Origin of the sequence: Rossellomorea aquimaris, assembly GCF_020171925.1 — a bacterium.
Taxonomy (GTDB): Bacteria; Bacillota; Bacilli; order Bacillales; family Bacillaceae_B; genus Rossellomorea; species Rossellomorea aquimaris_F.
The window spans coordinates 241,956-268,217 of record NZ_JAIVAR010000002.1; the positions used below are offsets into that span (position 1 = coordinate 241,956).

The 26,262-nt window shown below is 46.1% G+C and carries 28 protein-coding genes; 25 read left to right on the forward strand and 3 right to left on the reverse strand.

Annotation, left to right across the window (positions count from 1 at the left end; genetic code table 11):
- Window positions 1-20 precede the first annotated feature (20 nt).
- The 12 genes from upp to LCM10_RS08965 all read left to right on the forward strand — a co-directional run bounded on the left by upp (window position 21) and on the right by LCM10_RS08965 (window position 9,856).
- Window positions 21-650 carry a uracil phosphoribosyltransferase gene (upp, locus tag LCM10_RS08910; protein WP_224875885.1) on the forward strand — a complete coding sequence of 210 codons (630 nt, stop codon included), beginning with the start codon at window positions 21-23 and terminating at the stop codon, window positions 648-650.
- Window positions 651-666: 16 nt separating this feature from the next.
- Window positions 667-1,815 (forward strand): non-hydrolyzing UDP-N-acetylglucosamine 2-epimerase, encoded by a 1,149-nt coding sequence (wecB, locus tag LCM10_RS08915; protein ID WP_224875886.1) that lies wholly within the window; start codon window positions 667-669, stop codon window positions 1,813-1,815.
- Between the two features lie 806 nt (window positions 1,816-2,621).
- Window positions 2,622-2,834, forward strand: a complete 213-nt coding sequence (locus tag LCM10_RS08920; protein WP_224875887.1) for an AtpZ/AtpI family protein — start codon at window positions 2,622-2,624, stop codon at window positions 2,832-2,834.
- 14 nt (window positions 2,835-2,848) lie between these two features.
- Window positions 2,849-3,223, forward strand: a complete 375-nt coding sequence (locus LCM10_RS08925; RefSeq protein ID WP_224875888.1) for an ATP synthase subunit I — start codon at window positions 2,849-2,851, stop codon at window positions 3,221-3,223.
- Window positions 3,224-3,245: 22 nt separating this feature from the next.
- Window positions 3,246-3,962 carry a F0F1 ATP synthase subunit A gene (atpB, locus tag LCM10_RS08930; protein WP_224875889.1) on the forward strand — a complete coding sequence of 239 codons (717 nt, stop codon included), beginning with the start codon at window positions 3,246-3,248 and terminating at the stop codon, window positions 3,960-3,962.
- Window positions 3,963-4,038: 76 nt separating this feature from the next.
- Complete coding sequence (gene atpE, locus LCM10_RS08935) at window positions 4,039-4,251, forward strand: F0F1 ATP synthase subunit C (protein WP_032086923.1); 213 nt, start codon at window positions 4,039-4,041, stop codon at window positions 4,249-4,251.
- A gap of 147 nt (window positions 4,252-4,398) precedes the next feature.
- Window positions 4,399-4,926: a F0F1 ATP synthase subunit B gene (gene atpF, locus LCM10_RS08940; RefSeq protein ID WP_224875890.1), complete on the forward strand. Its 528-nt coding sequence runs from the start codon at window positions 4,399-4,401 to the stop codon at window positions 4,924-4,926.
- Entirely contained in the window at window positions 4,923-5,459 is a 537-nt protein-coding gene (locus tag LCM10_RS08945) for a F0F1 ATP synthase subunit delta (protein ID WP_224875891.1), read from the forward strand. Before atpF ends, LCM10_RS08945 begins: the two co-directional genes overlap by 4 nt.
- Before the next feature lie 27 nt (window positions 5,460-5,486).
- Entirely contained in the window at window positions 5,487-6,995 is a 1,509-nt protein-coding gene (atpA, locus tag LCM10_RS08950; protein WP_224875892.1) for a F0F1 ATP synthase subunit alpha, read from the forward strand.
- Between the two features lie 100 nt (window positions 6,996-7,095).
- A complete protein-coding gene (locus tag LCM10_RS08955) occupies window positions 7,096-7,953 on the forward strand; it encodes a F0F1 ATP synthase subunit gamma (RefSeq protein ID WP_224875893.1) in 858 nt (285 codons plus the stop codon).
- Window positions 7,954-8,025: 72 nt separating this feature from the next.
- Entirely contained in the window at window positions 8,026-9,429 is a 1,404-nt protein-coding gene (atpD, locus tag LCM10_RS08960; RefSeq protein WP_224875894.1) for a F0F1 ATP synthase subunit beta, read from the forward strand.
- Between the two features lie 22 nt (window positions 9,430-9,451).
- On the forward strand, window positions 9,452-9,856 hold the full coding sequence (locus LCM10_RS08965; protein WP_172251473.1) for a F0F1 ATP synthase subunit epsilon: 405 nt from the start codon (window positions 9,452-9,454) through the stop codon (window positions 9,854-9,856).
- 262 nt (window positions 9,857-10,118) lie between these two features.
- Here LCM10_RS08965 and LCM10_RS08970 read toward each other — a convergent pair whose 3' ends face one another.
- Both LCM10_RS08970 and LCM10_RS08975 read right to left on the reverse strand, forming a co-directional pair.
- A complete protein-coding gene (locus LCM10_RS08970; RefSeq protein WP_224875895.1) occupies window positions 10,119-10,787 on the reverse strand; it encodes a DUF2642 domain-containing protein in 669 nt (222 codons plus the stop codon).
- 138 nt (window positions 10,788-10,925) lie between these two features.
- A complete protein-coding gene (locus LCM10_RS08975) occupies window positions 10,926-11,558 on the reverse strand; it encodes a hypothetical protein (protein WP_224875896.1) in 633 nt (210 codons plus the stop codon).
- A 441-nt stretch (window positions 11,559-11,999) separates the two neighbouring features.
- On the opposite strand from LCM10_RS08975, the gene LCM10_RS08980 reads away from it, so the two are divergent.
- The 4 genes from LCM10_RS08980 to spoIID all read left to right on the forward strand — a co-directional run bounded on the left by LCM10_RS08980 (window position 12,000) and on the right by spoIID (window position 16,227).
- Window positions 12,000-12,236, forward strand: a complete 237-nt coding sequence (locus tag LCM10_RS08980; RefSeq protein WP_224875897.1) for a DUF1146 family protein — start codon at window positions 12,000-12,002, stop codon at window positions 12,234-12,236.
- Window positions 12,237-12,663: 427 nt separating this feature from the next.
- Entirely contained in the window at window positions 12,664-13,413 is a 750-nt protein-coding gene (locus LCM10_RS08985; protein WP_224875898.1) for a YwmB family TATA-box binding protein, read from the forward strand.
- 32 nt (window positions 13,414-13,445) lie between these two features.
- Entirely contained in the window at window positions 13,446-14,750 is a 1,305-nt protein-coding gene (murA, locus tag LCM10_RS08990; protein ID WP_224875899.1) for a UDP-N-acetylglucosamine 1-carboxyvinyltransferase, read from the forward strand.
- 463 nt (window positions 14,751-15,213) lie between these two features.
- Entirely contained in the window at window positions 15,214-16,227 is a 1,014-nt protein-coding gene (gene spoIID / locus LCM10_RS08995; protein WP_224875900.1) for a stage II sporulation protein D, read from the forward strand.
- 296 nt (window positions 16,228-16,523) lie between these two features.
- Here spoIID and LCM10_RS09000 read toward each other — a convergent pair whose 3' ends face one another.
- The gene (locus LCM10_RS09000) at window positions 16,524-16,955 is read right to left on the reverse strand and encodes a VanZ family protein (protein WP_224875901.1); all 432 of its coding nucleotides are present in this window, start codon (window positions 16,953-16,955) and stop codon (window positions 16,524-16,526) included.
- Window positions 16,956-17,187: 232 nt separating this feature from the next.
- Between LCM10_RS09000 and LCM10_RS09005 the strand changes: the two genes are divergently transcribed.
- From LCM10_RS09005 to LCM10_RS09045, 9 genes are all read left to right on the forward strand, one after another.
- Window positions 17,188-18,081: a M23 family metallopeptidase gene (locus LCM10_RS09005; protein WP_224875902.1), complete on the forward strand. Its 894-nt coding sequence runs from the start codon at window positions 17,188-17,190 to the stop codon at window positions 18,079-18,081.
- 276 nt (window positions 18,082-18,357) lie between these two features.
- Window positions 18,358-18,540 carry a hypothetical protein gene (locus LCM10_RS09010; protein ID WP_224875903.1) on the forward strand — a complete coding sequence of 61 codons (183 nt, stop codon included), beginning with the start codon at window positions 18,358-18,360 and terminating at the stop codon, window positions 18,538-18,540.
- A gap of 31 nt (window positions 18,541-18,571) precedes the next feature.
- On the forward strand, window positions 18,572-18,874 hold the full coding sequence (locus LCM10_RS09015) for a DUF4212 domain-containing protein (protein ID WP_224875904.1): 303 nt from the start codon (window positions 18,572-18,574) through the stop codon (window positions 18,872-18,874).
- A gap of 36 nt (window positions 18,875-18,910) precedes the next feature.
- Window positions 18,911-20,578 carry a sodium:solute symporter family protein gene (locus LCM10_RS09020; RefSeq protein WP_224875905.1) on the forward strand — a complete coding sequence of 556 codons (1,668 nt, stop codon included), beginning with the start codon at window positions 18,911-18,913 and terminating at the stop codon, window positions 20,576-20,578.
- Entirely contained in the window at window positions 20,559-22,430 is a 1,872-nt protein-coding gene (locus LCM10_RS09025; protein ID WP_224875906.1) for a DUF294 nucleotidyltransferase-like domain-containing protein, read from the forward strand. Before LCM10_RS09020 ends, LCM10_RS09025 begins: the two co-directional genes overlap by 20 nt.
- Window positions 22,431-22,446: 16 nt before the next feature.
- On the forward strand, window positions 22,447-23,097 hold the full coding sequence (locus LCM10_RS09030; protein WP_412103391.1) for a PolC-type DNA polymerase III: 651 nt from the start codon (window positions 22,447-22,449) through the stop codon (window positions 23,095-23,097).
- 534 nt (window positions 23,098-23,631) lie between these two features.
- The gene (gene spoIIID / locus LCM10_RS09035) at window positions 23,632-23,892 is read left to right on the forward strand and encodes a sporulation transcriptional regulator SpoIIID (RefSeq protein WP_032086905.1); all 261 of its coding nucleotides are present in this window, start codon (window positions 23,632-23,634) and stop codon (window positions 23,890-23,892) included.
- Window positions 23,893-24,276: 384 nt separating this feature from the next.
- Window positions 24,277-25,296 (forward strand): rod shape-determining protein, encoded by a 1,020-nt coding sequence (locus LCM10_RS09040; protein WP_224875908.1) that lies wholly within the window; start codon window positions 24,277-24,279, stop codon window positions 25,294-25,296.
- Between the two features lie 79 nt (window positions 25,297-25,375).
- Window positions 25,376-26,215, forward strand: coding sequence for a flagellar hook-basal body protein (locus tag LCM10_RS09045; RefSeq protein WP_224875909.1), 840 nt, complete (start codon window positions 25,376-25,378; stop codon window positions 26,213-26,215).
- Window positions 26,216-26,262: the final 47 nt, after the last annotated feature.

Genomic DNA, 26,262 nt, shown 5'->3' on the forward strand with positions numbered 1-26,262 from the left:
AATCAAAAGGAGAGAGTCGAATGGGCAAAGTATATGTATTTGATCATCCATTAATCCAGCATAAGTTAACATTCATCCGTGATAAAAACACAGGTACAAAGGAATTCCGTGAACTTGTCGATGAAGTATCCACACTGATGGCATTCGAAATCACGCGTGAGCTTCCACTTGAAGAAATCGAAATCGACACACCGGTCAGCAAGGCAACGGCAAAGACGCTTGCAGGTAAAAAACTGGGGATCGTTCCAATCCTTCGTGCAGGTCTTGGAATGGTCGACGGCATCCTGAAATTGATCCCGGCAGCGAAGGTCGGACACGTAGGATTATACCGTGACCCTGAGACTCTAAAGCCGATTGAATACTACGTAAAACTTCCAAGCGACGTTGAAGAGCGCGACTTCATCCTTGTGGATCCGATGTTAGCAACCGGTGGATCTGCCGTTGAAGCGATCAACTCCCTGAAAAAACGCGGTGCGAAAAACATCACATTCATGTGCTTGGTTGCATGTCCTGAAGGTGTTGAAGCGATCCAGGCTGAGCATCCTGACGTTGACATCTACATCGCAGCGCTTGATGAAAAGTTGAATGAAAAAGGCTATATCGTTCCTGGATTGGGCGATGCTGGTGACCGTTTGTTTGGAACTAAATAAGAAAGGTAGTGTGAAAATGAGTACTCCCATTAAGGTAATGACGATTTTCGGAACGAGACCGGAAGCGATCAAGATGGCTCCGCTTGTTCTTGAATTAAAAAAATACCCTGAAAGCTTCGAAACGATTGTAACCGTTACGGCGCAACATCGTGAAATGCTTGACCAAGTACTTTCCATTTTTGATATCACTCCTGATTATGACTTGAATATCATGAAGGACCGTCAAACGTTGATCGACGTAACGACACGCGGTTTGGAAGGCCTCGATCAGATCATGAAGGAAGCGAAGCCTGATATCGTGCTTGTTCATGGTGATACTACGACAACATTCGTGGCGAGCCTCGCTGCTTTCTATAATCAGATTTCTGTTGGTCACGTCGAAGCGGGTCTTCGTACGTGGAACAAGTACTCTCCATTCCCTGAGGAGATGAACCGCCAGCTGACAGGTGTCATGGCAGATTTACATTTTGCCCCTACTGAAAAATCGGCTCAAAACCTGGTGAATGAAAATAAGAAAGAGGACGGTATTTTCATCACGGGTAACACAGCAATCGATGCCTTGAAAACGACGGTTAAAGACGAGTACCAGCATGAGGTCCTTGAAAAAGTCGGGGACGATCGCCTTGTTCTATTGACAGCTCACCGCCGTGAAAATCTTGGTCAGCCGATGCGGAATATGTTCCGTGCGATCAAGCGTTTAGTGGAAGAACATGATGATATTCAAGTTGTCTATCCTGTCCACCTGAATCCTGCTGTTCGTGAAGTGGCGGATGAGGTCCTCGGTAACGATAGCCGAATCCACTTGATCGAACCACTCGATGTCATCGATTTCCACAACTTCGCTTCAAGGGCTCACCTGATCCTGACAGATTCAGGCGGCGTTCAGGAAGAGGCTCCTTCCCTTGGTGTTCCGGTCCTTGTCCTTCGCGACACGACTGAACGTCCGGAAGGAATCGAAGCCGGCACGCTGAAGCTTGCAGGAAACGAAGAGGAAAACATCTATAAGCTGGCAAAAGAGCTGCTCACTGACGAACAGGCTCACAGCCAAATGTCCAAAGCGACAAACCCATACGGAGACGGACAAGCATCCTACCGAATTGCCCAGGCAATCCGCTACCAATTCGGCCAACTGGATGAGCGTCCGAAGTCGTTCAAACCAGAATAACGACAAATAGAAGGTCCGTCCCTCATTGCTTTAAAGCGGTGAGGGGCGGACCTTGTTTTTAAGTGGAAATATAATCGGGAATTCTTATGAAAAGGTTACTTTCTATTAATTTTGTTTGAAAGATCAGCTTGTCAAAAGATTTTTTGAAGTCAACGTAGTTTCATTGATGAGAACATGCATGATTTGGGAGTTGAAGATGTAGTTTTGATGAGGTCTAAGAGGGAAGTCGATGATATATGATCCTTTCTGGAGATTTATGCTCCAAATTTAAAATATATGCTCCTAATCTCGGATTTATGCTCCTGAAACAAAAAATATGCTCCTAATTTGGAATTTATGCTCTTATGATAATTATTCTAATCTAGCGAGGCCAAGCCAAGCTTCACCGGACAGGAAAAACTGCTGTGCAGGCATTCATGTAGGTATATGGATATATTTACATTAAAATGTAGGGTTTCTCGTGAGTAGGGGTTACTTTATAATGGAAGATGTGTGAAGAGATGAGTCAAGTCTTATGCTCGGTTTGTCCCCATTTTGATTTAACATCTAATTTGGTGAACGGTTTGTCGAGCCACCTCCGCATTTCTTACAAATGTGTAAAAAATGTGAACATTCGACAAACGCGTGGCGAGGTTGTGAACTTTTTAACTTGAACTCATTGACATCGATATTGCCCTATTGTATGCTTACAAAGGGTGTAAAATGATAAGGTTTTCACAAGGGTTGAATCCTTGTAAACTCTGAATTTTTTCATTTTCACACAGCTTGCCTCACGTTCAAATTTCTTTTGAATAGGAAGGGTTGAAATGGGTCAAAAAAATCAAAGCCCGTATAAGGCGATGGCGATTTATACAGCGATCTTGTCGCAACTTGTCGGCTCCATATTAGTGGGGATCTTTCTCGGCAGGTGGATTGACCAGCAAGCAGACTCTGCACCACTCTTTTTAATCATCGGATTACTTCTTGGGTTAGCAACAGGAATTTTTGCGATGCTTCGTACTTTACGACATTTATCTTAGGAGAATATTAAGATATGCCGGAACTCCATCAAATGTTTAATAGACAGCGTAAATACATATTGTACCTGCTGGCTATTTACGTCCTGGGTTGGGGATTTACCGACCACCAATCAGTATTTTTAGGGTTAGCTTTAGGAACAGCTTTGAGCCTGTATATGCACTGGGGCATGACGAAGAGAGTCACCAAGTTCGGTGATGCCGTAGTGGCGGGAAAGAAAGTGAGGTCCCTTGGGACGACTTCCCGGATGGCTGCAGCGGCCTTGGGCGTCATCATTGTAACCCGATTTCCCGAAATGTTTCATCTCCTAAGTCTTATTATTGGATTAATGACAGCTTACATCGTCATTATGATAGATTATTTTTTCAGCAGTTTCAAAACTAATAAATAGCGGGGAAGAGAGGTGAAGTAATTTGAATCATGAAGCACCTTTAGCCGAATTTATGGGCCTGACGTTTAACCTGGCCAATGTGATGATGATCACGGTCGCATCTGCCATTGTGTTTCTCATCGCTGTCATATCGACACGACGCTTAGCCCTTAAGCCTACCGGAATGCAAAACTTTTTCGAGTGGGTCATGGACTTTGTTAAAGGAATCATCAAGAGTAATATGGACTGGAAAACGGGTGGGCGTTTTCATATTTTAGGTCTCACACTCATCATGTACATCTTTGTATCGAACATGCTGGGTCTTCCGTTCTCAGTTGTGGTGGATCACCAGTTATGGTGGAAATCTCCGACAGCCGATCCGGCGGTCACATTGACTCTGGCGGTGATGGTCGTGGCACTGTCCCATTATTATGGAATCAGGATGAAAGGGTTCGGTGCATACGGTAAGGACACCTTTTTCTCACCTATGTGGTGGCTATTCCCATTGAAGGTCATCGAGGAGTTTGCAAACACTCTTACATTGGGTCTTCGTCTTTACGGGAACATCTATGCCGGTGAAATCCTGCTGGCGCTAATCGCAGGTATGGCCGTTAATGGCGGTATCTTCAGCAAGATCGGGGCAATCGCTCCAATGCTTGCATGGCAAGGATTCTCGATCTTTATCGGGGCAATCCAAGCATTCATTTTCTGTATGTTAACAATGGTCTATCTATCTCACAAAGTAAGTCATGACCATTAATATATACCTGTTCATTACGGTGGACAAACATATATGTAAAAATATTTTTCTTATACATTAAAGGAGGAACTTTAGAATGAGTCTTATCGCAGCAGCAATCGCAGTTGGTTTAGCAGCACTAGGAGCTGGTATTGGTAACGGTCTTATCGTAGGTCGTACAGTAGAAGGAATTGCACGTCAACCAGAATTAAGAGGTACTCTTCAAACTACAATGTTCATCGGTATCGCCCTAGTTGAGGCACTTCCGATCATCGGTGTAGTTATTGCCTTCATCGCTCTTGGAAGCTAATAGAACTGACACAAACATGTTAAATGGCGAAGTTCGTCTTGACGATTATCTTCGCCATTCCTGTGTACTGAAAAGTTTTCTTGCAAGTATAGATTGTTCAATTCATAAAAAAAGATCCAATCGATTCTTGAAGGGAGTGAATCGAGTATGTTAACTAACGCATTCGTTATCGGGGAGGCAGCTAGTCACGGCGGCCTTAATACGGGTGATATCGTTTTCCAGTTGATCATGTTCCTTATCCTTATGGCGCTACTGAAGAAATTTGCCTGGGGTCCATTGATGGGAATCATGCAGCAACGTGAAGACCACATCGCTGGTGAAATTTCTGCGGCTGAAGAAAGCCGTACAGAAGCAAACAAGGTTCTAGAGGAGCAACGTCAACTTCTTAAAGAAGCACGCACGGAAGCTCAAGCTATGATCGAGAACTCCAAGAAGCAAGGCGTGGAGCAGCGTGAAGAAATCATCGCTACTGCCCGCCAGGAAGCAGAACGTTTGAAAGAGTCTGCGAAGCGCGAAATCGAAACTCAGAAGGAACAAGCGGTTGCAGCATTGCAAAAGCAGGTTGCATCACTATCCGTCCTTATTGCTTCTAAGGTCATCGAGAAAGAACTTTCTGCTGAGGATCAACAGAAGTTAATTAACGATTATATTCAAGAGGTAGGGGAAGAGCGATGAGCTACTCTACAGTTGCAAAACGCTATGCGTTAGCGCTTTTCGATCTTGCCAACGAACATAATCAGCTTGAAGCGATCGAAGAGGAGCTGCGTACGGTAAGAGCGGTATTCTTGGAGAACAGAGAGTTAAGTGCTCTTTTCGAGAATCCGAAGCTTACGCTGGCGAAGAAGAAATCAATCATCCAGGAAGCTTTTCAAACGGCTTCACCGTTTGTCCTGAACACACTGATGATCATGACGGACCGTCACCGTACGGGCGAGATCACAGGTTTGGTTGAGGCTTACATCGAATTAACCAATGAAGCACGCGGGATTGCAGATGCGACTGTGTATTCTGTACGTCCACTGACAGAAGATGAAAAGTCAGCACTATCATCTTCTTTTGCAAAAAAAGTCGGAAAACAATCATTAAGAATTACCAATGTGACAGACGAACAATTACTTGGCGGCATCAAGGTCCAAATCGGAACCCGCATTTATGATGGCAGCCTGCAAGGTAAATTGACTCGTCTTGAGCGTGAACTAATTCGTTAACTTTCGTATAAATGAGGGGTGAAATTCATGAGCATCAAGGCGGAAGAAATCAGCGCGCTGATCAAAAAGCAAATTGAAAACTACCAGTCTGAGATGAAAGTAAGCGACGTAGGTACAGTTATCCAAATCGGTGACGGTATCGCTCGTGCTCATGGCCTCGACAATGTCATGGCTGGAGAGCTTGTTGAATTTTCTAACGGTGTCATGGGTATGGCACAGAACTTAGAAGAAAACAACGTTGGTATCATCATTCTCGGACCATTCAGTGACATTCGTGAAGGCGATGAGGTTCGTCGTACTGGACGTATCATGGAGGTTCCAGTAGGAGAAGAACTAGTAGGTCGTGTAGTAAACTCACTTGGACAACCTGTTGATGGGTTGGGCCCGATTGCTACAACGAAAACTCGTCCGATTGAAGGCGGAGCACCTGGTGTTATGGATCGTAAATCCGTACACGAGCCGCTTCAAACAGGTATCAAGGCGATCGACGCTCTTGTACCGGTAGGTCGTGGACAACGTGAATTAATTATCGGAGACCGTCAAACAGGTAAAACATCTGTTGCGATCGACTCCATTTTGAACCAAAAAGATCAAGACATGATCTGTATCTATGTTGCGATCGGACAAAAAGAATCAACTGTACGTAACGCAGTTGAAACATTACGTAAGCACGGTGCACTTGATTACACAATCGTTGTAACGGCATCAGCTGCTTCACCAGCTCCAATGCTATTCTTGGCACCTTATGCTGGTATCACAATGGGTGAAGAGTTCATGCATAACGGCAAGCACGTTCTTGTTGTTTATGATGATCTTTCTAAGCAGGCTTCTGCTTACCGTGAGCTTTCCCTATTACTACGTCGTCCTCCAGGTCGTGAAGCATTCCCTGGTGACGTATTCTACTTGCACTCCCGTTTACTTGAGCGTGCAGCGAAATTGAGTGATGCTAAAGGTGGCGGTTCCATCACAGCATTGCCATTCGTAGAAACACAAGCAGGAGATATCTCCGCTTATATCCCAACAAACGTTATCTCCATCACGGACGGACAGATCTTCTTACAATCTGACCTGTTCTTCTCCGGTGTACGTCCGGCGATCAACGCAGGTTTATCCGTATCACGTGTTGGTGGATCCGCACAAATCAAAGCGATGAAGAAGGTTTCCGGTACACTGCGTCTTGACTTGGCAGCTTACCGTGAGCTAGAAGCATTCGCTCAGTTCGGATCAGATCTTGATGCAGCGACACAAGCGAAACTTAATCGCGGTGCGCGTACAGTAGAAGTACTGAAGCAAGATCTTAACAAACCACTTAAAGTTGAAAAACAAGTTATGATCCTTTACGCATTGACTAAGGGACATTTAGATGAGATTCCAGTAACAGACATTCGTCGTTTCGAAGGTGAATTCCTAAGCTGGTTAGATCACAACCATACAGAACTGTTAGACCACATCCGCACGACAAAAGGTCTTCCTGAAGACGATGCAATGGTTGCAGCGATCACTGAATTCAAGAAGACATTCATTAAGTCTGAGTAAGGATAAGCCTTTTAAAAGGGCAAACCATGGGGAAAGCCGCATTACACAGTAATGGCGAGCCTCCCTGTGTCTAACAATTTGTAAAGGGTGGTGAGAACCAGTGGCATCGTTACGCGATATACAAACTCGTATTACTTCTACCAAAAAGACAAGTCAGATCACAAAAGCAATGGAAATGGTATCTGCTTCTAAATTGAACCGTGCTGAGTCGAATGCGAAATCATTCGTCCCTTACATGGAGAAAATCCAGGAAGTGGTGACATCCGTTGCGGCAGGTAGTCAGGGTGTAACGAATCCGATGCTAGTCTCCCGCCCCGTTAAAAAGACCGGGTATCTGTTGATCACTTCAGATCGCGGTTTGGCGGGGGCTTATAACAGTAACGTAATCCGTACTGTTAACAATCGAATTAACGAGCGTCACAGCTCGAATGATGAATTTGCCATTATCGCTATAGGACGTGTTGGAGCTGACTTTTTCCGTAAAAAAGGCTATAACGTCATCGAATCCGTGATTGGTCTTCCGGATCAGCCAAGTTTCGCAGACGTTAAAGACATCGCGAACAAAGCGGTTGGTATGTTCTCTGCAGAGGCATACGATGAACTATTCTTGTTCTACAACCACTATGTAAGTGCCATCCAACAGGATGTTACGGAGAAAAAAGTTCTACCATTAACCGACCTGAATACTTCCGGCAAGCTGGTTTCGTATGAATTCGAGCCATCTCCAGAAGAAATCCTGGAAGTGTTGCTTCCTCAATACGCTGAAAGCTTGATTTACGGTGCGTTACTCGACGGTAAAGCAAGTGAGCATGCCGCTCGTATGACAGCGATGAGAAATGCGACCGATAATGCGAAAGAACTCATCAGTAGCCTTACACTTAAATACAACCGCGCGCGTCAGGCTGCGATCACTCAGGAAATCACTGAGATCGTCGGCGGGGCAGCTGCACTAGAATAGAACGATAACGGTCCGTGTTGACCGACAATTTTTCATAAAGTTTTTGTCAAAAGCTAGTTAGGAGGGAAAGAGATGAACAAAGGACACGTTCTTCAAGTAATGGGTCCAGTTGTTGATGTCAAGTTCGCCAGCGGCCAACTTCCTGATATCTACAACTCTTTAAAGGTCCAAATTGCAGATAGAGCTGAACTTACATTAGAGGTTGCCCTTCACCTAGGTGATGATTCTGTACGTACGATCGCGATGGCTTCAACGGACGGTTTACAACGTGGAGCTGACGTAATCGATACAGGAGCACCAATCTCTGTACCAGTAGGGGATGTAACGTTAGGTCGTGTATTCAACGTCCTTGGTGAATCAATCGATCTAGACGAGCCTCTTAAAGAAGGCATCCGTCGCGACCCGATTCACAGACAAGCACCGACATTCGATCAACTTTCCACGGAAGTTGAGATTCTTGAAACAGGTATCAAAGTAGTAGACTTACTTGCTCCTTACATCAAGGGTGGTAAGATCGGTCTATTCGGTGGTGCCGGTGTAGGTAAAACCGTATTAATCCAGGAGCTTATCAACAACATCGCTCAAGAGCACGGCGGTATCTCTGTATTCGCAGGTGTTGGAGAGCGTACGCGTGAAGGTAATGACCTTTACCACGAGATGAGCGACTCTGGCGTTATCAAGAAAACAGCGATGGTATTCGGACAAATGAACGAGCCGCCTGGTGCACGTATGCGTGTTGCCTTGACGGGTCTTACAATGGCTGAATACTTCCGTGATGAGCAAGGACAAGACGTTCTTCTGTTCATCGATAACATCTTCCGTTTCACGCAAGCAGGTTCAGAGGTTTCTGCCCTACTAGGCCGTATGCCATCTGCCGTTGGTTACCAGCCGACACTTGCAACTGAAATGGGTCAATTGCAAGAGCGTATCACGTCTACAAACGTTGGTTCCGTTACATCGATCCAAGCGATCTATGTACCTGCCGATGACTACACGGATCCCGCTCCTGCAACAACATTCGCTCACCTTGATGCGACAACGAACCTTGAGCGTAAGCTTTCCGAGATGGGTATCTACCCTGCGGTGGATCCACTTGCATCTACTTCACGTGCGCTTTCTCCTGACATCGTTGGAGAAGAACACTACGAAGTTGCGCGTAGCGTTCAGCAGACGCTACAACGTTACAGAGAGCTTCAAGATATCATCGCGATCCTTGGTATGGACGAACTTTCTGATGATGATAAGCTGACAGTTGCACGTGCTCGTCGCGTACAATTCTTCTTATCTCAAAACTTCCACGTGGCTGAACAGTTCACAGGACAAAAAGGTTCTTACGTAGAAGTGAAAGACACGGTTAGCGGATTCAAAGATATCCTAGCCGGTAAATACGACCACATTCCTGAAGATGCTTTCCGTCTAGTAGGTCCGATCGAGGACGTATTAAAAGCAGCTAAAGAAATGGGCGTAGAGGTATAATCAGGGACCAGGAGGGAAGAAAATGAAGACATTAAAAGTCAATATTGTCACTCCCGATGGCCCAGTGTACGATTCAGAAGTGGAAATGGTGAGCACGAAAGCTCAAAGCGGTGAGCTTGGAATCTTACCTGGACACATTCCGATGGTTGCTCCACTACAAATCGGTGCTGTACGCCTGAAAAAAGGCGGTAACACTGAGCTTGTAGCTGTCAGCGGAGGATTCCTAGAAATCCGCCCTGAACAGGTGACAATTCTAGCACAGTCTGCCGAAACAGCAGAAGCTATCGATGTACAACGCGCGAAAGAAGCAAAAGGCCGTGCTGAAAGCCGCATGCAGGCACAGCAGGATGACGTTGATTTCCGACGTGCCGAACTTGCCCTTAAGCGTGCCATGAACAGAATTAACGTTTCCGAACGTAACTTCTAATAAAGAAAAACCCTCTCCTGATTGGAGAGGGTTTTTTTATGGGTCCGGTTTTGGGAGGTACGTCCCAGCTTGCGTTAAAGCGTTGAAGGTACGTCCCTCACCACGGTAGTGTGGTAAAGGGGCACCACGCTTCGGCGACTTAGTGTTTCGTTTCAAGGGAATTTGCCTTTACTTCGAGGTACGACACTTTCCATAAGATACGTCCCAGCTCCCGTTAAAGCACTAAAGGTACGTCCCTCACCACGTTAATGCACTGAAGCAACTACGGTTGGTGGATGGTTTGGATGTGGTGCATGTTGATGCTGGTGGCTTGGCCTTTTGCGGTGATGAGCTGAATGATATTGTTTTCCACCTTTTCGATCTTACCGACGGACTCTTCATTCCCACCGAGGTTGATCACGACAAGATCACCTGTCATTTTTTCGACTTGGACTTCAAAGGTCCTGGCGAGCGAGAGATGACTTGCGTGAAACGGCAGTTTGTCCTTTTCCAGTGCATAAGGTGGGGTATTTCCTGAGTAGGGGATGACCCATTTCAGGTGCTGCAGGGAGATATACATGGTTTTAAAGACTGGCGAGTAGAAGGAGAAGTAGTTGTTCATGATCCCCGTGATATATCCGTGGACGGACTGATTCCCAGTCAGGTACAGTTCAAGGAACATACCCTTGGCTGTCGTGAGGATCCTCCTCAGAGCAAGCTCGTCCTCCTGATTCAACATAGGGTCGGTGGCAGGTGTCTCAATGTCGAGTTCTTTCTTCGAAATTGTGTGAAGCGTCCTGATGTGGATGGTCGAAATGTAGATATAGTCCTGACCATTGTAAATGATCAGCACCTCGCTACCGACATCGATCAGATATCCACTGATTTGACGCTTACCGGTCAAGTTCACGAGTACTGGTTCTCCGATATAAGCTGAATATGCTTTTTTCAATGCTTTTTCACTCCTTCCTATAATAATGACGTTACTGATACAGAGCATGTTATAAAGAATAAATGGCTTAAAATGATATCAGCATTCTTCACCAAAATGGAAGGATGCTGAAATCATTGGTTACATGTCTTCTTCCTATTAAAAATTCAAGCCTTGCATTTCGTAATAATACATGTCGACATTTTTAGTGCTTCTGTTTTTGGAGTTCCTGGACCTGCTTGAATTCTTGGAGCTGTTGGATTCTTTAGAGTTGTCGGCTTCTTTGTTCGAGTCAGAGGTGTTTTCCTCTTTCGTTTGTTCTGAAGCGCTGTTATTGTTTTGTGCTTCTTCAGTCTTTTCTTCTTCCTTTTTCTTGACGAGGACCGCTACACTCTTCACGTGGTATGTGGCTAGACGGATGACTTCCTCGTTCAGGATCAAAGTGATAAATTCACTGTTTGCATCTTCAAGGACTCCCTCATGCTTCTCCGGACCTCCGCGGTTGATGGATACCCATTGGTGCTTCAATCCAGACAGCATCGATGTGAAATCAGCTGCGCTGCTCCATTCCGGTGTTTCGGACGTATCACTTTCAAAATCGATTCCTTGCTTTGCATTCAGGGTCATGCTCTTCACGTGAATTGAAGCATAGTATAGAACGCCTTCTTCCTTCGTTTGAAGCACGAAATAATCGTCCCCAGCTGCTAATAACAAGCCTGTCCTAGCTTCTGGACCACCACGGTTGATTTTGACAACACTGCCAATCATGTTTGACATTAACTCTTTGTTCATACTTTTTCCCTCCTGGTTTTAATAAGCTTTTTACACTACATGTATATGTGTCTTGCCAGGACAAGGTACTATGAGAAAAGCCCTTTTTACTAGATTTTTACATAAAAAAACAATAAAAAGCGCTGTATATCAACACTTTAGCTAGGTATCAGCACAAAAATTACTAGAGTCCCTCATTGCCCCAAGGCAAAACTAGCGAACCCCTCCCGCTAATTAATAGGGGGAGGGGTAAATAAAGTTCTTTATCACTCTAAAGTGATGAGGGACGTACCTTCAAGTTGGTGCTGGGCAGATGTCTATATATTAATGAAGGAAACCGATGATCGGTATGTGAGGGGAAATAATAATTTTTACCACACGGTTGAATTTCATTTTATCGTAGTTGAGGTTGTGATAAAATGGTCTATGTGTGTTGAATTTTTTGGGATTGGAGAGAGCGATATGGTGGATAGCTTCAGCCAACAGGCATTGATCAGCATGCTCGTGCATTTATTTGTATTCGGAGTGACATTCTGGTCGCTGCAAGCCATACAGCTTGATAAATTGTTGAAGAAGAACCGCGTCGCACAGGGCAGGCTTTTATACATCCTGCTGACCATCGCGATCGGATCTGCCGTCAGCCGCTTCCTGCTGGATTACTATCTGTGGTCGCAGCAATTGCCGGCGTTCTTCCAATAAGGCTTTTTTCGCAGGAAAAGGTGGGGAAATAGCCAAACCATGATGATTGAGATGCACAGATCATACCAGATTAAAAATGCAAGACAATCCTTTTACAAAAAATAGGACTTCCTACATGTTTTCATTGCATCTTATTTTGAGTAAGATAAGGTTTGTATTTGCGTGTTTGTGAAAAAGTTTCAAGTTGAATCCGTTTTCATGAAATCAGCTGTAAAAGCCGTGAATGAGGCGTAAAGAGCACCGTTTCCCTCTGATCATGGCCGGTTTTGTGAAAAAGGTTCATTTAACGTTATGGAAAATCATCTGAAAATTCTTCACATGGCGCAAGGAGTTTCCCGCAACAAAAAATTGTAAAAAGATGACGACATTTTCAAAGTATGTTCTCCCTCTATAAGGAAAGACTTTTACCTAAGGGGAGGAATGGAAAATGAGACGGTATTTTTACATTTTATTAATATTTTTTGTTGGATTAGGTTTCCTGCCTATGATAAATGGGAAGAACACTATCGAAGCCAATCAATTATTGGACATCGAAAAGCTTGATCACGCCATTTCTCAAACGAACGGTGAAGTGACTGAATGGTCTCTATATGCAAGAGAAAACATAAACAGCTTCACGAATAAAGGATTTGCCCAATATAGTAAGAATATGCAAGAAACTTTTTCTGATTTCAAATGGATGACGAAGGATGAGGGCGAAGAGGTAAAGGTTGTGGGGACTCGCAAGACTTCTCACGGGGAAGAAACCATTACCATCCAGCATACCCTCGGAAATCAACATGCGGTTTCGTACATTATGTATGAGATCCGTGGAAATCAGAAGTCACTTGGAGTAAATACAAGTAACTATCTAAAGAAACAATTTATTCCGAACATGGAAATCATTTTCAATACTAAACCTTTGATTTTCTCTTGTATAAAAGGCGAATTCAATGATACGCTTGAGGAAGTTTTGTCGAATCAGGCTGTCGAAATGATGTCGATTCTTGACGCTAAGGAAACGGAATCATTAAGGGAAGAAGATTTTCAATCCGTTTCGGCTTATTCAAAGCAAATGTCACGGTCAATACCAACAAAAAATAGCGAAATGAACATACAACTAGGTCTACGGAAAAGCGGAATGGGCACCAAGACAACCTTTGTCATTGGCACACCCATCCTGACGATTGAATATTAATATAGAGAAATTGGACGCGGAGGGGAATACTCTTGGAAAAAATTATCGTCCGCGGCGGTCAGCGTTTAAGCGGTACAGTGCAAGTTGAAGGAGCAAAGAATGCCGTTTTACCTGTTCTCGCTGCTACATTATTAGCAAGTGAAGGAAAAAGCAAAATCACCAATGTACCACCACTCTCCGATGTATATACGATTAATGAAGTATTACGTCATTTAAATACAGATGTTGAGTTCCATAATGATGAAGTTGTCGTGAATGCATCAAGGGAGTTATTTGTAGAAGCCCCATTCGAATATGTTCGCAAAATGCGTGCATCCGTTCTTGTCATGGGATCACTTCTAGGTCGTACGGGTAAAGCGCGTGTCGCATTACCAGGAGGATGTGCCATCGGTTCAAGACCAATTGATCAGCACTTGAAAGGCTTCGAAGCAATGGGGGCAAAAGTGAAGGTCGGTAACGGATTCATCGAAGCGGAAGTCGATGGAAGATTGAAAGGTGCAAAAGTGTATCTGGATTTCCCAAGCGTGGGTGCCACTGAGAACATCATGATGGCAGCAGCCCTTGCAGACGGGACGACAATCCTTGAAAACGTTGCAAAAGAGCCTGAAATCGTCGACTTGGCTAACTTTATTAATAAAATGGGTGGAAACGTGATCGGAGCTGGAACAGGAACGATCCGCATTGAAGGTGTCGAACGTCTATATGGCGTCGAGCACAGCATCATTCCTGACCGCGTCGAAGCGGGAACATTCATGGTGGCAGCAGCCATCACACAAGGGGACGTCCTTGTAAAAGGTGCGATTCCTGAACACTTATCTTCATTAGTGGCAAAAATGGAAGAAATGGGCGTCAAGATCATCGACGAAGGGGAAGGTCTGCGTGTCATCGGACCTGACAAGTTAAAGTCTGTCGATATCAAGACGATGCCTCACCCTGGCTTCCCGACGGATATGCAGTCACAAATGATGGCGTTGCTACTTGCAGCGGAGGGTACAAGTGTACTCACGGAGACTGTCTTTGAAAACCGCTTCATGCACGTGGAAGAATTCCGCCGCATGGGAGCTGATATCAAGATCGAAGGCCGCTCAGTGATCATGAATGGCCCGACTGCCCTGCAAGGTGCCGAAGTAGCGGCAACCGATCTTCGTGCAGCAGCTGCCCTGTCAATCGCAGGCCTAGTAGCGGACGGCTACACTCGTGTAACCGAACTGAAGCACTTAGACCGCGGCTACGTCAACTTCCATCAAAAACTTGCAGCGCTCGGTGCAGACATCGAACGCGTCAAGGAAATCGAAGAAACACCAGCAAACGATCAAAGCATGCTGAAAGACGCATAATAAATAGGTTGAAAAATGGTAAGCTCTCTTTAGTGGAGAGCTTGCCTTTTTTTTATGGGATAGAATGAGCGGGTGGTTTAGTTGGGAGTGGCGGTGGGGTGGTGGCGTCCTTCCAAAACGGATTTGATAATAAAATCTGATTTTTGATAAAAAGCTGCCTGCATTTGATAATATAATTGGATTTTTGATAATAAGAGGGCTGGTTTTGATAATATAGGTGTTTTGAGGGGGCAGAATCTTGTGGAAGAAGCGGGTCTTCTCCCTAATCAGCTCCATTTTTATGAATGCACGTCCGTTTTAGCTGATTTTTATCTTTTTTTGCCTTAAATTGTTCTAATTCATATCACTTCAACCCAAAATAAAATTCAATCATAAATGCTTGTCCACTACCATACATATGAAAAAGAATGGAGAATTGTGCGAAGGCAATCTCCTATTTAAACTTTCATTGGAGGCAGCGAACATGAAGCAATTAAAACCAGTAGTGATCATCTTCTCAATCTTCATTTGCATCATCTTTATCGTACCCACCCTACTTGTGCTTCCGTTTTCATCGGACAACGAACAGACCAGCTTACATGAGAAGTTGGAGAAGGCACCGGGCATCGAGCAGCTTGCCGACTCAGTTGAAGTGGCGGTCTACCGGTCCGGAAAGGAAGTCATCGAGAAGCTGCCACTTGAGCAGTATGTCGTGGGGGTAGTGGCTGGTGAAATGCCTGCAGATTTCGAAATGGAAGCCTTAAAGGCCCAGGCGCTTGCTGCTAGGACATTCATTGTGAATCAAATGATGTCGGAGGACCCTTCCGTACCAAAGGGAGCAGATGTCACCGACACGATTTCCCACCAGGTATTCAAAAATCCGTCAGAGCTCTCAAGCCTATGGGGAGCCGACTATGAATGGAAACTCAAAAAGATCTCAGAAGCCGTTCTTGAAACGAAGGGCCAGGTGCTCACATACGACGGTAAGCCGATAACAGCCGCATTCTTCTCAACGAGTAACGGATACACGGAAAACTCAGAAGCGTACTGGAGTAATGAAATTCCTTATCTCCGCAGCGTAAATAGCCCATGGGATAAACAATCACCGAAATTCACTGATCAAAAGATCATTTCGATTGCAGAATTCGAACAAAAACTTGGGGTGAAACTCGCCAAGGATGGATCGGTCGGCACCATCACTTCGAGAACCGAAGGCAAGCGTGTCGCCAATGTCGACATCAACGGAAAATCGTTCACCGGCCGCGAAATCAGGGATAAGCTCGAACTTCGCTCATCGGATTTCTCCTGGTACTTAAAAGACAACCACATCGTCATCTCCACAAAAGGATACGGACACGGAGTCGGCATGAGCCAATACGGAGCCAATGGGATGGCAAAGGAAGGCATGGACTATAAAGAGATCGTGACCCACTATTATAAGGACGTGGAAATTACCGGATCAGAAAAGCTGCTGCAGAAGGTGACGGCGCAGCGGTAGTTTAGGAGTTTTTGTTTGGTGCCAGGCACAGAGAGGCGTTTTTGTGACAGGTACAAATGATAGGGATTGTGTCAAGCACCGGATAGGGCGGGGGAGGATGAGCCAGGCACCCCCGTTTTCTGGTGTACCTGGTACAGGTCGAGGCTGTTGTACCAGGTACAAAAAGCGGCCAATGTACCAGGTACACACACCCAAAATTGTACCTGGTACAAACAAGCACCCCTGTACCTAGTACACGCCACCCAACAAATCCCATAAAAAGATGGATTCCCCAACAACCGGGGAATCCATCTTTTTTAATTAAAAACCCTTTCTACTCTCTTCATAAACCTCGCTACGGCATGATCCGGATTCTTGAAGTATGTCCGGTTCACAATCCAGAACAATACCGTCACCCCAATCAAGTCCTTCGCGGCATCGATCATCGTGGCCGATCGATACGGGACGAATGATTGATGGATCTCATCAACGAAGCCGTAAAAGATTGCGACCAGTGCGACGGTGAAATTGAGGGTATAGCCAAGCTTGCCGTTTGCGAGCAGGGCGAGTACGAACAATCCGTAGAGAATCGCGAATTCGATCAGGTGAAGGGATTCTTTAATAAAGCGGTCCAACCCTTCATCTGGAAAGCGGATGACGGCATCATCCGGGTTGCTGGACATGATCCACACGAGCATCATATATAGAAAAGGCGAGGCTGTAAGGGCGTATTTAAGCAGTGTTTTCACAGTCGATCGTCCTTTCGGTTCTTGATATTGGTAAAAATCCCTTCTCATTGTATCATGTGAAAACGATTCCTCAGGGTGCTAAATATTGCAGTTCTATGAAGTTTCCAGAAAAAAGTTTGTGAATCCATACATAATCCAATCACGTTTGTCGAAAGATAAGAATTAAAAATTTTTTTGGACGTGTGTATATATTTTCAGAATTCTGTTCAGAATGATTGCTGAGGTGATGAAAATGAGAGAGGAAGAAAAGAAATACACTTCTCCAAAATTTTTGAAAAGACGTTGGGCATACCCAGCAATCTATCTGGCAAGTGCAGCAATCATTATCACAGGAATTCTGTGGTACCAGGCAGGAAATGATGCGAATGAGAATGCGGAGGATTACAGCTATGATGTTCCGACCGATAACGAGTTCAATCAGCCTGCTGAAGAGGTCAACCGTTCACTGGAAAACTTCGTAATGCCTGTTTCGAACCCGGAAGACACAGTCATCGAAAAAAACTTCTACGATGCTGAAGCTTCTGCCGAAGAACAGGAAGCCGCTTTAGTCGTTTATGGAAATATGTATTATCCGAACCAAGGTGTCGACATTTCGAAGGATGGAAAAGAATTCGATGTACTTGCTGCGATGAGTGGTACAGTCACGAAGGTTCAGGAAGATTCTTTACTTGGCAACACCATTGAAATCGAGCACAGTAAGGGTATCGTCACTCGTTACCAATCAGTCAAAGATTTTGAAGTAGCTGTCGGGGATGTTGTGGATCAAGGTCAAGCGATTGCAAAAGCAGGAAAATCTTTATTCAATGAAGATGCGGGTGTACACGTACACTTTGAAATCCGCAAAGACAATGTAGCAGTCAATCCAATCAATTATTTCAATAAATCCCTTGCGACTCTTCAAGAAGCAAAGCTTGATGAGCAAAAGGTATCAGGCGACCAGCCGGAAGCTTCCCAGGAAGATGCTGTGAAAGAAGACGCAGCAGCTGAAGAAGGTGCTGACGGTGAAGCGGTTGAAGAAAAGCAGGATGCAAGCCAGTCCGACGCAGAACAAAAGGACGCTGAGTCCAATAGTGATGCAGACGATGCAGAATCCAACGCTGACACAAGTACTGAAGATCAAGACTAATACACGGACTGACCGGCAGATGCTGGTCAGTTTTTTTATGACTGTTTTCGACAATCAGTTATTATCTCAGTAGAATATTTCCCCTACTCTTTACCACCTGTATAGAAACAAGCCCCTCCCAAATTCTTATTTTCCTAAAATAGATTCCAAAAACCGAGTTCCGTATTGTCGGAATTTTTTTGTTGAAAAAGCTTTTCCCGATAAATGATAATAAGGTCATTAATGAAGTTTCAGAAAATTCAACCATTTATGAAAACGCTATCAGGAGGTGAAACAGTGATCTATTTCATCCTGCTGCTCTTTATTACAGGGGCCAGCATCGTGTCTGCCATCAAGAAAAAGAAAGCAGTATTTCTCGTGCTTCCGTTTGCATCCATGTTTGTTTATTTCATCGTCCAGATCGCTCTCGTTCCAATGCCGTTTTTTGAAACGGTGAAATTCATCTTCAGTTTGAGGTAAGAGATTTCTTTTTTAAAAAAGGGGGATATGTATGAAGAAAATTGACCGCGCGCAGGCGGACCGGTATTTCAAAGAAAAGAACCGCTTTATGGCCTTATATTTAATCATTTGGTTCATCAGCTCTTTTGTTGTCGTGTTTTTCGCTGAAAGCTTGTCATCATTCACGTTCAACGGGTTTCCGTTCCACTATTTCATGGGGGCTCAAGGGGCCATTCTCATCTTCATACTCCTGCTTTATGTGAATGCGGTGGTATCCGACCGCATCGATCGCAAGTATGGAATCGATGAAAGCAAGAATGAACAAGTGAGCTACGGGAAGACACTCGATCATTAAAAAAAGAGACATGCACATTAAGGGGGAAATCGGTCCATGGATGTACAATTTATCGTTTCAACTGCCATCATACTGGCTACGTTTGCATTATATATCGGCATAGCGGTTTATAACAAAGCGAAGGAGACATCGGACTTCTATGTGGCAGGACGCGGTGTCCCGCCGGTGTTTAACGGAATGGCCATCGGGGCCGACTGGATGAGCGCGGCTTCCTTCATTGGGCTCGCCGGAACGGTCATGATCCTCGGTTATGACGGGCTTGCTTATATCATGGGGTGGACAGGCGGTTACCTATTATTGACCTTCCTGCTCGCGCCACAGCTGCGGAAGTATGGACGCTACACGGTACCGGAGTTCATCGGCGACCGTTACAACAGTCATACCGCCCGCGTCATCGCCGCGCTTTGTACGATCATCATCAGTTTCACCTATTCGATCGGTCAGCTATCCGGTTCAGGGGTCGTCATCGGTCGATTGTTTGAAATCGATGCAAAAGTCGGGACGCTCATCGGGGTCGTGCTGATTGCATTCTACTCTGCCTTCGGGGGAATGAAGGGGATCACATGGACGCAGGTCGCGCAGTATATCGTCCTGATCATCGCATATTTGATCCCGATCATCTTCATGTCCCTCCAGATCACGGGCAATCCGGCTCCGTGGATTTCGTACGGTGAGCTTGTCGGAAAAATTGGTGAACTTGACCGTGAGCTGGGCGTATCGGAGTACTTTGCACCGTTTACGAATGGGACGAAGTGGCAGTTCCTTGCCCTCATGTTCACGTTGATGGCCGGAACGGCTGGTCTTCCGCACGTCATCGTCCGCTTTTACACCGTATCAACGATGAAAGCGGCACGCTGGTCAGGAGCGTGGGCACTACTGTTCATCGGTCTTCTCTATCTATCGGCACCGGCTTATGCGGCGTTTTCACGCTTCATTTTAATGACGAAGGTGGCAGGAAGTAAAATCAGTGAACTGCCTGCATGGACGGCTTCGTGGGTCGATACCGGAAAGCTGCAGATCGCCGATGCGAATGCGGATGGCATCCTGCAATGGAAAGAGATCGTCATTTCGAATGATATCGTCGTCATGGCGACGCCTGAAATCGCCAACCTTGGCGTGTTCGTCATCGGTCTCGTCGCGGCGGGTGCGATGGCTGCGGCACTCTCGACTGCAGGCGGATTGATGATCGCGATTTCGTCTTCGTTTGCACATGATATTTATTACCGCGTTTTCAAACCGAATGCGACCGAGAAAAACCGTCTCGCCGTCGCTCGCTGGACCATCGTGCTTGCCACATTGGCCGCAGGCATCGTAGCATTGAATCCGCCCGGGGTCATCACCCAGATCGTGGCGTGGGCGTTCGCACTTGCATCCGGAACGTTCTTCCCGGCACTAATCCTTGGCGTCTGGTGGAAGCGATCCAATGCACAGGGGGTCACAGCCGGCCTACTCGTCGGCCTTGCCGTCACCCTCACGTACATTTTCATGGCGCGTGCAGGCGTGAACGTGTTTGGAATCATCGATACAGGTGCAGGGGTATTCGGGGCAATCGCCGGCTTCCTTGCCAATATCATCGTATCGCTCATGACGAAGGCACCGTCCCAGAAGCTTCAGGATGAGGTGACGAACCTCCGTTATCCGGAGCAAATGACCTTCAAAGACGGGGATGTTTGGGTGGATGACGATGTCAACTTCAAAGCCTGATCAACATTTTCAAGAAGCTGTACTGCTTCATCCCTTTTTCTCGGGGATGGAGCGTGGTACAGCTCTTTCGCTTTTGTCAGGATGCCAGAAGGTCACTCCGGTAGCGGGTCAGACGGTTTTGAAGAGCGATGAGACACGGAGGGGGCTCTATCTCGTTGTGGTAGGGGAAGTGGAAGTGATGTTCATGGATCGAGAAGTCCTTGAAATCATTCCAACAGGAGGAGTCGTTGGTCTTTCCTCCCTCTATTCTTTTATGGAGAAAGAAACGGGCTTATACGCTTCCGTCGAGGTGAAGGCGAAAGAGGACAGTCTATTGTGCCTCGTCCCATTCAGTGGTCTGAATGAGTTCAGGGATGATTCACCCCTGAACCGTTTCCTCTTAACCGAAACATCCAAGAGACTCCAGGATATCTACCACTCTCTATCAAATCAGGTAGGGGCCTCCTACCGGGTCCAGGAACGCTCTACTATTTTAAAAAGAGTGAAAGACATCATGGTGGAGGACATCATCACGATCGGAAGCGGGGATTCGATTCAAGAAGCGGCAGCGTTGATGGGGAAGAACCGGGTCAGCTCGGTTGTGGTCGTGGACGACGGGACCATTTCCGGGATCCTGACAGAACGGGATCTCGTATCGCGGTGCATAGCGGGTGGTATCGCCCTGAACAGCCCGGTGAAGGACGGGATGACAGCGAGTCCTGTCGTCATCGGTCAGGAAGCGTATCTCTACGAGGCGCTTGCCGCCATGCTTGACCACTCCATCAAACACCTGCCAGTAACCGATCAGGGCAGGTTAACGGGGATCATCACCCTGTACGATGTGATGAAAGCCAATCATACCGGAGCATTGACGAGTGCCAAGAAGATTGAAGACCCAAGTTTTCCACTTATAAAAATAAAAACGGCCTTTGAGTCGGTCTTTCAACAGCTTTGGAAGGCGCAAGCCCCCGTCGATCACGTGCTCGGATTCATTACTAGTCTCGTGGACCGACTCGTTCGAAGAGTGTTGAAGGAAGCAGAAGCTGAGCTCCTGGATGAAGGGAGGGACAAGCCTTGCAGCTATGCCTTTTATATGATGGGGTCGGCCGGCAGGAAGGAGCAATTCCTCCTCACCGATCAAGACCACTTCCTCGTGTATGAGGCTCGCGATAAGGAGAGTGAGGACTATTTCGAGGTGTTCGCTGAAAAGGTAGTGAGAAAGCTTGAACAGGCAGGGATGAGTCGCTGTGACGGAGGGATGATGTCAAATCACCCGGAATGGCGGGGAAGTCTCGAAACGTGGGAAGAAAAGGTGAGGAAATGGGGCGTCCGTTCATCGGAGGAGACCTTGATGATGAGTCAGAACTTCTTTTCATTCCGTCTCCTGGGTGGGGACGATACGCTGCATGAATCGTTCCTAGCCCTCTTACACCGTCAATGGAAGGGTTCCAAGATTCTGTTTGTCAGGATGGCTCAGGCAGAGAAAACAAAGCCTGCCCCCGTCCTTCATTCCTCGATCCGGTCGCTTCTAGGGATGCAACGGAAGGCATTTTCAATCAAAAAGGAGATCCTGTTCCCGTTTCACCACGCTCTTCAACTCTTGAATCTCGCCCATGGAAACCTCTCCGGATCGACGCTTGAAAAAATAGAATTCCTCGTGAAAAAAGGGTCTCTTTCCCCTTTGTTTGGAGAAGAACTAATTGAAGCGTTCGAGGAAATCATGAAACTTAATATGGAGATGAAACAGAGCCATCAAGGGTATGTCGTCCAGCTTGCCGCACTCTCCACCAGGGAAAAAGAGAGTCTGTATCACAACGTGAAAACGATACGGGAATTCCAGCACATGATGCTCTCGCATTTTTCACTATCATAGAAAGGAGGCGACACGAATCATTTTTTCAAAAAAGAAACTATCTTGTCCCCTAGCTTATGAGACCGTTCCGTTGAACCGGAAGATTGAGGATCTGACCTTCATCGTATTTGATACCGAAACGACCGGCTTCAGGGTGAATGCAGAAGATCGCCTCCTTGAAATAGGGGCGGTGAAAGTGGAAAGCTACCGCGTCCACGACGAAATTAACTTCCAATTATTTTCAAATCCGAATCGACCTATTTCTCAGGAAATATCCGAGCTGACTGGAATCGAGTCGAACGATGTCGAGGAAGCTCCACAAGCCGGTGAAGCGATCATGCTATTCTTTGATTTCTTGCACCACCATAAAGCGGACTGCCTGGCGGGGCATTACGTCAGCTTTGACGAACTTGTGCTGAAAAGTGAAATGAAAAGGGCAGGCACCAAGCTCCACCTGTCACCGAGCATCGACACACTGAACCTGATCGGCTGCCTCGCCCCGTCAACCGACATGCGCGACCTCGAACGCTACGCCCAGATTTTCGGCACCCGTATGTACCCGCGCCACCGCGCCCTAAACGACGCCCTCACCACCGCCTACCTCTTCGTCGAACTGCTCGAACTCCTGCGTGACCGCGGGATCGACACATGGGGAGAACTGCTTCGTGTCAGCCGCGGGGAGAGGTGAACCGGGGGGACAGGTATGGTGGTTCGTTTTGGGGTTGGTGAAGGTGTGTACCAGGTACAGAGAGGCTTAATTGTACCTGGTACAAATTGGAGTTATTGTACCAGGTACAAAATGAGGCAGGTGTACCAGGTACAAATCGGTCGCAACGTACCAGGTATAAGGGGTTCGAAATGTACCTGGTACAACACAATAACACCACCGATCGCTCACTCAATAAAAGCCAAAGTGAACGAATGCTCAATATATTTTCAGAAAATTCACACCAAACCTTGTCCTTATTGTCTTTTTTGTGCATATCTGGGGACCTCGGCTAATAAAATGATACAAACCTATCAAAATAGAGAGTGTTTGAGGTGAGGAATCGTTACATTTTACTACTTCATAAAGCCGAATAACCTGTCCATACGTTGTAAGATCAGGAAGCCTAGCCTTTAAATAAAGCTTTCTGCCGCTCATGCGGTCTGCAGAAATACATGATGATCCAGCGAGTCTCATTTCACGCTTCTCACATCCAATTTAGGGAGGTCGAGTGGTGTGCACGATTACATCAAAGAGAGAACAATCAAGATTGGCAAGTATATCGTGGAGACGAAGAAAACCGTTCGTGTCATAGCGAAGGAGTTTGGCGTGTCCAAAAGTACTGTCCATAAGGATTTAACTGAACGCCTGCCAGAGATCAATCCAGAGCTAGCAAATGAAGTGAAAACGATACTTGATTATCATAAATCAATCCGTCATCTACGAGGTGGGGAAGCCACGAAGCAGAAGTATAAAAAAGAAGAGCTCCACAGCTAGTCAACATACGCCAAGCTACGCAATTATTGCGCTTGGTGTATTTTTATTTTGTGGGAAAAGAGTGGTGCCAGGCACAAATCATGGGTTTTGTGCGTGGCACCGCTTTTATAATTAGACTTGACCGAGCGCTCAGTCAAGTCAACCAACTCGCCCCAACAAAATCACATCTCAATAAAACAGTAACAATGAACCATAAATCCACCAAATTTTTTCAAATAAATAACAATTTAAATACATTTTTTTGACAAAGAGAGCTTCGTTTCGACATTTTTGTGGTAAAATAATATATTGGGTGAAAGTTTTACCTTACCGTTTTAACGTAATGATACTTAGACGTTATCTTATATATAAATGAATTGGAAATAGAGAAGGGAGTAACAGAAAATGTTTGCGAAAGATATCGGAATTGACCTTGGGACGGCGAATGTCCTGATTCATGTGAAGGGAAAAGGGATCGTCTTGAACGAGCCTTCGGTTGTGGCGCTTGATAAGAATACGAATAAGGTGTTGGCCGTAGGTGAAGAAGCTCGTCGCATGGTGGGACGTACTCCTGGGAATATCGTGGCGATCCGCCCGCTGAAGGATGGCGTCATCGCAGATTTTGACGTTACGGAAGCAATGCTTAAGCACTTCATCAATAAGCTGAATGTAAAGGGTTTCTTATCGAAGCCTAGAATTCTGATCTGCTGCCCGACGAATATTACGAGTGTAGAACAGAAAGCGATCAGGGAAGCGGCTGAGAAAAGCGGCGGCAAGAAGATCTATCTTGAAGAAGAGCCGAAGGTGGCGGCGATCGGTGCCGGCATGGATATTTTCAATCCGACAGGGAATATGGTTGTCGATATTGGTGGCGGAACGACGGATGTGGCGGTCCTTTCGATGGGTGACATCGTAACGGCCCAGTCGATCAAGATGGCTGGCGATAAATTCGATCATGAAATCCTGAACTATATCAAGAAAGAGTACAAGCTCTTGATCGGTGAGCGTACAGCGGAAGATATCAAGATCAATATCGGGACGGTCTTCTCAAGCAAACGTGAAGAAGGGGAAGAGTTCATGAACGAAATGAGCATCCGCGGACGCGACATGGTGTCAGGATTGCCGAGGACGATTACCGTGACTTCGAAGGAAATCGAAGGGGCGCTTAAAGAATCGGTTGCCGTGATCGTGCAGGCAGCTAAGAATGTCCTTGAAAAAACGCCACCTGAACTGTCAGCGGATATCATCGACAGAGGCGTGATCATCACGGGTGGGGGCGCGCTCCTGCACGGAATGGATCAGCTTCTTGCAGAAGAGTTGAAGGTACCGGTCTTCAAAGCGGAAAATCCGATGGACTGCGTGGCAGTTGGAACGGGATTGATGCTTGAAAACATCGATAAGATTTCTCGTAAAAAAATCGTCTGAATCTGATTAACGATAAAGGTTGGCCCGATTTTACCGATAGTAGGATGGAAGAGTGAAAATGCAAAAAGAGGTGTAAAGGATGTTTCGTGGTTTTTATACAGTGGCAAGCGGAATGTTTGCCCAGCAGCGCAAAACAGAAATGCTGACGAATAATTTGGCGAACGCAAATACTCCAGGTTATAAAGCGGATCAAGCATCTCTGCGTGCTTTTCCTGAGATGCTACTAGAGCAGATGGGCTCAACATCGATTCCGACCGAAAATAATTTAACGCTCCCGAATAATCAGCGGGTAGGCTATTTAAATACAGGCGTTTACATGCAGGAGACAACGCCGAACTTTTTACAAGGAGATGTTCAGGAAACCGGGCGGAAAGCGGACATCGCCCTGATCAATGGGCGGATGCCGGTTGATGAAGATACGGGTGTGACCGGATCGGTGTTTTTGACAGTCGAAGGCACGGATGGTCCACGGTATACCCGTAATGGGAATTTGACGGTGAACGGAAATGGTTTCATGACAACAAATAGCGGATACTACGTGTTGGATGAGAACGGCGAGCGGATTCAGCTCGAAACGGATGATTTCAAAGTGGGCGAGACGGGGAACATATTAGTGGGTGACACGGTGGCTGTCCGTCTCGGGATCGGTTATTCCGATAACCCAAACACGATGATTAAGCAGGGTGACGGTCTCTATACGACAGAAGGCAATGTTCCGCTAGGGAATGCCTATGAAGAAGATGGGGTCATTTTTACAACGAAACAAGGGTTCCTTGAACGTTCGAACGTCGATGCTTCCCGCACGATGACCGATATGATGACCGCTTACCGGGCATTCGAGGCGAATCAGAAAGTGCTTCAGGCGTATGACCGCAGCATGGAAAAGGCAGCGAATGAAATCGGTCGGGTGAATGGCTAGGCTGAACGGGTTCGAGGCTGCTGAAATGCCACTACGTTAGAAATTCC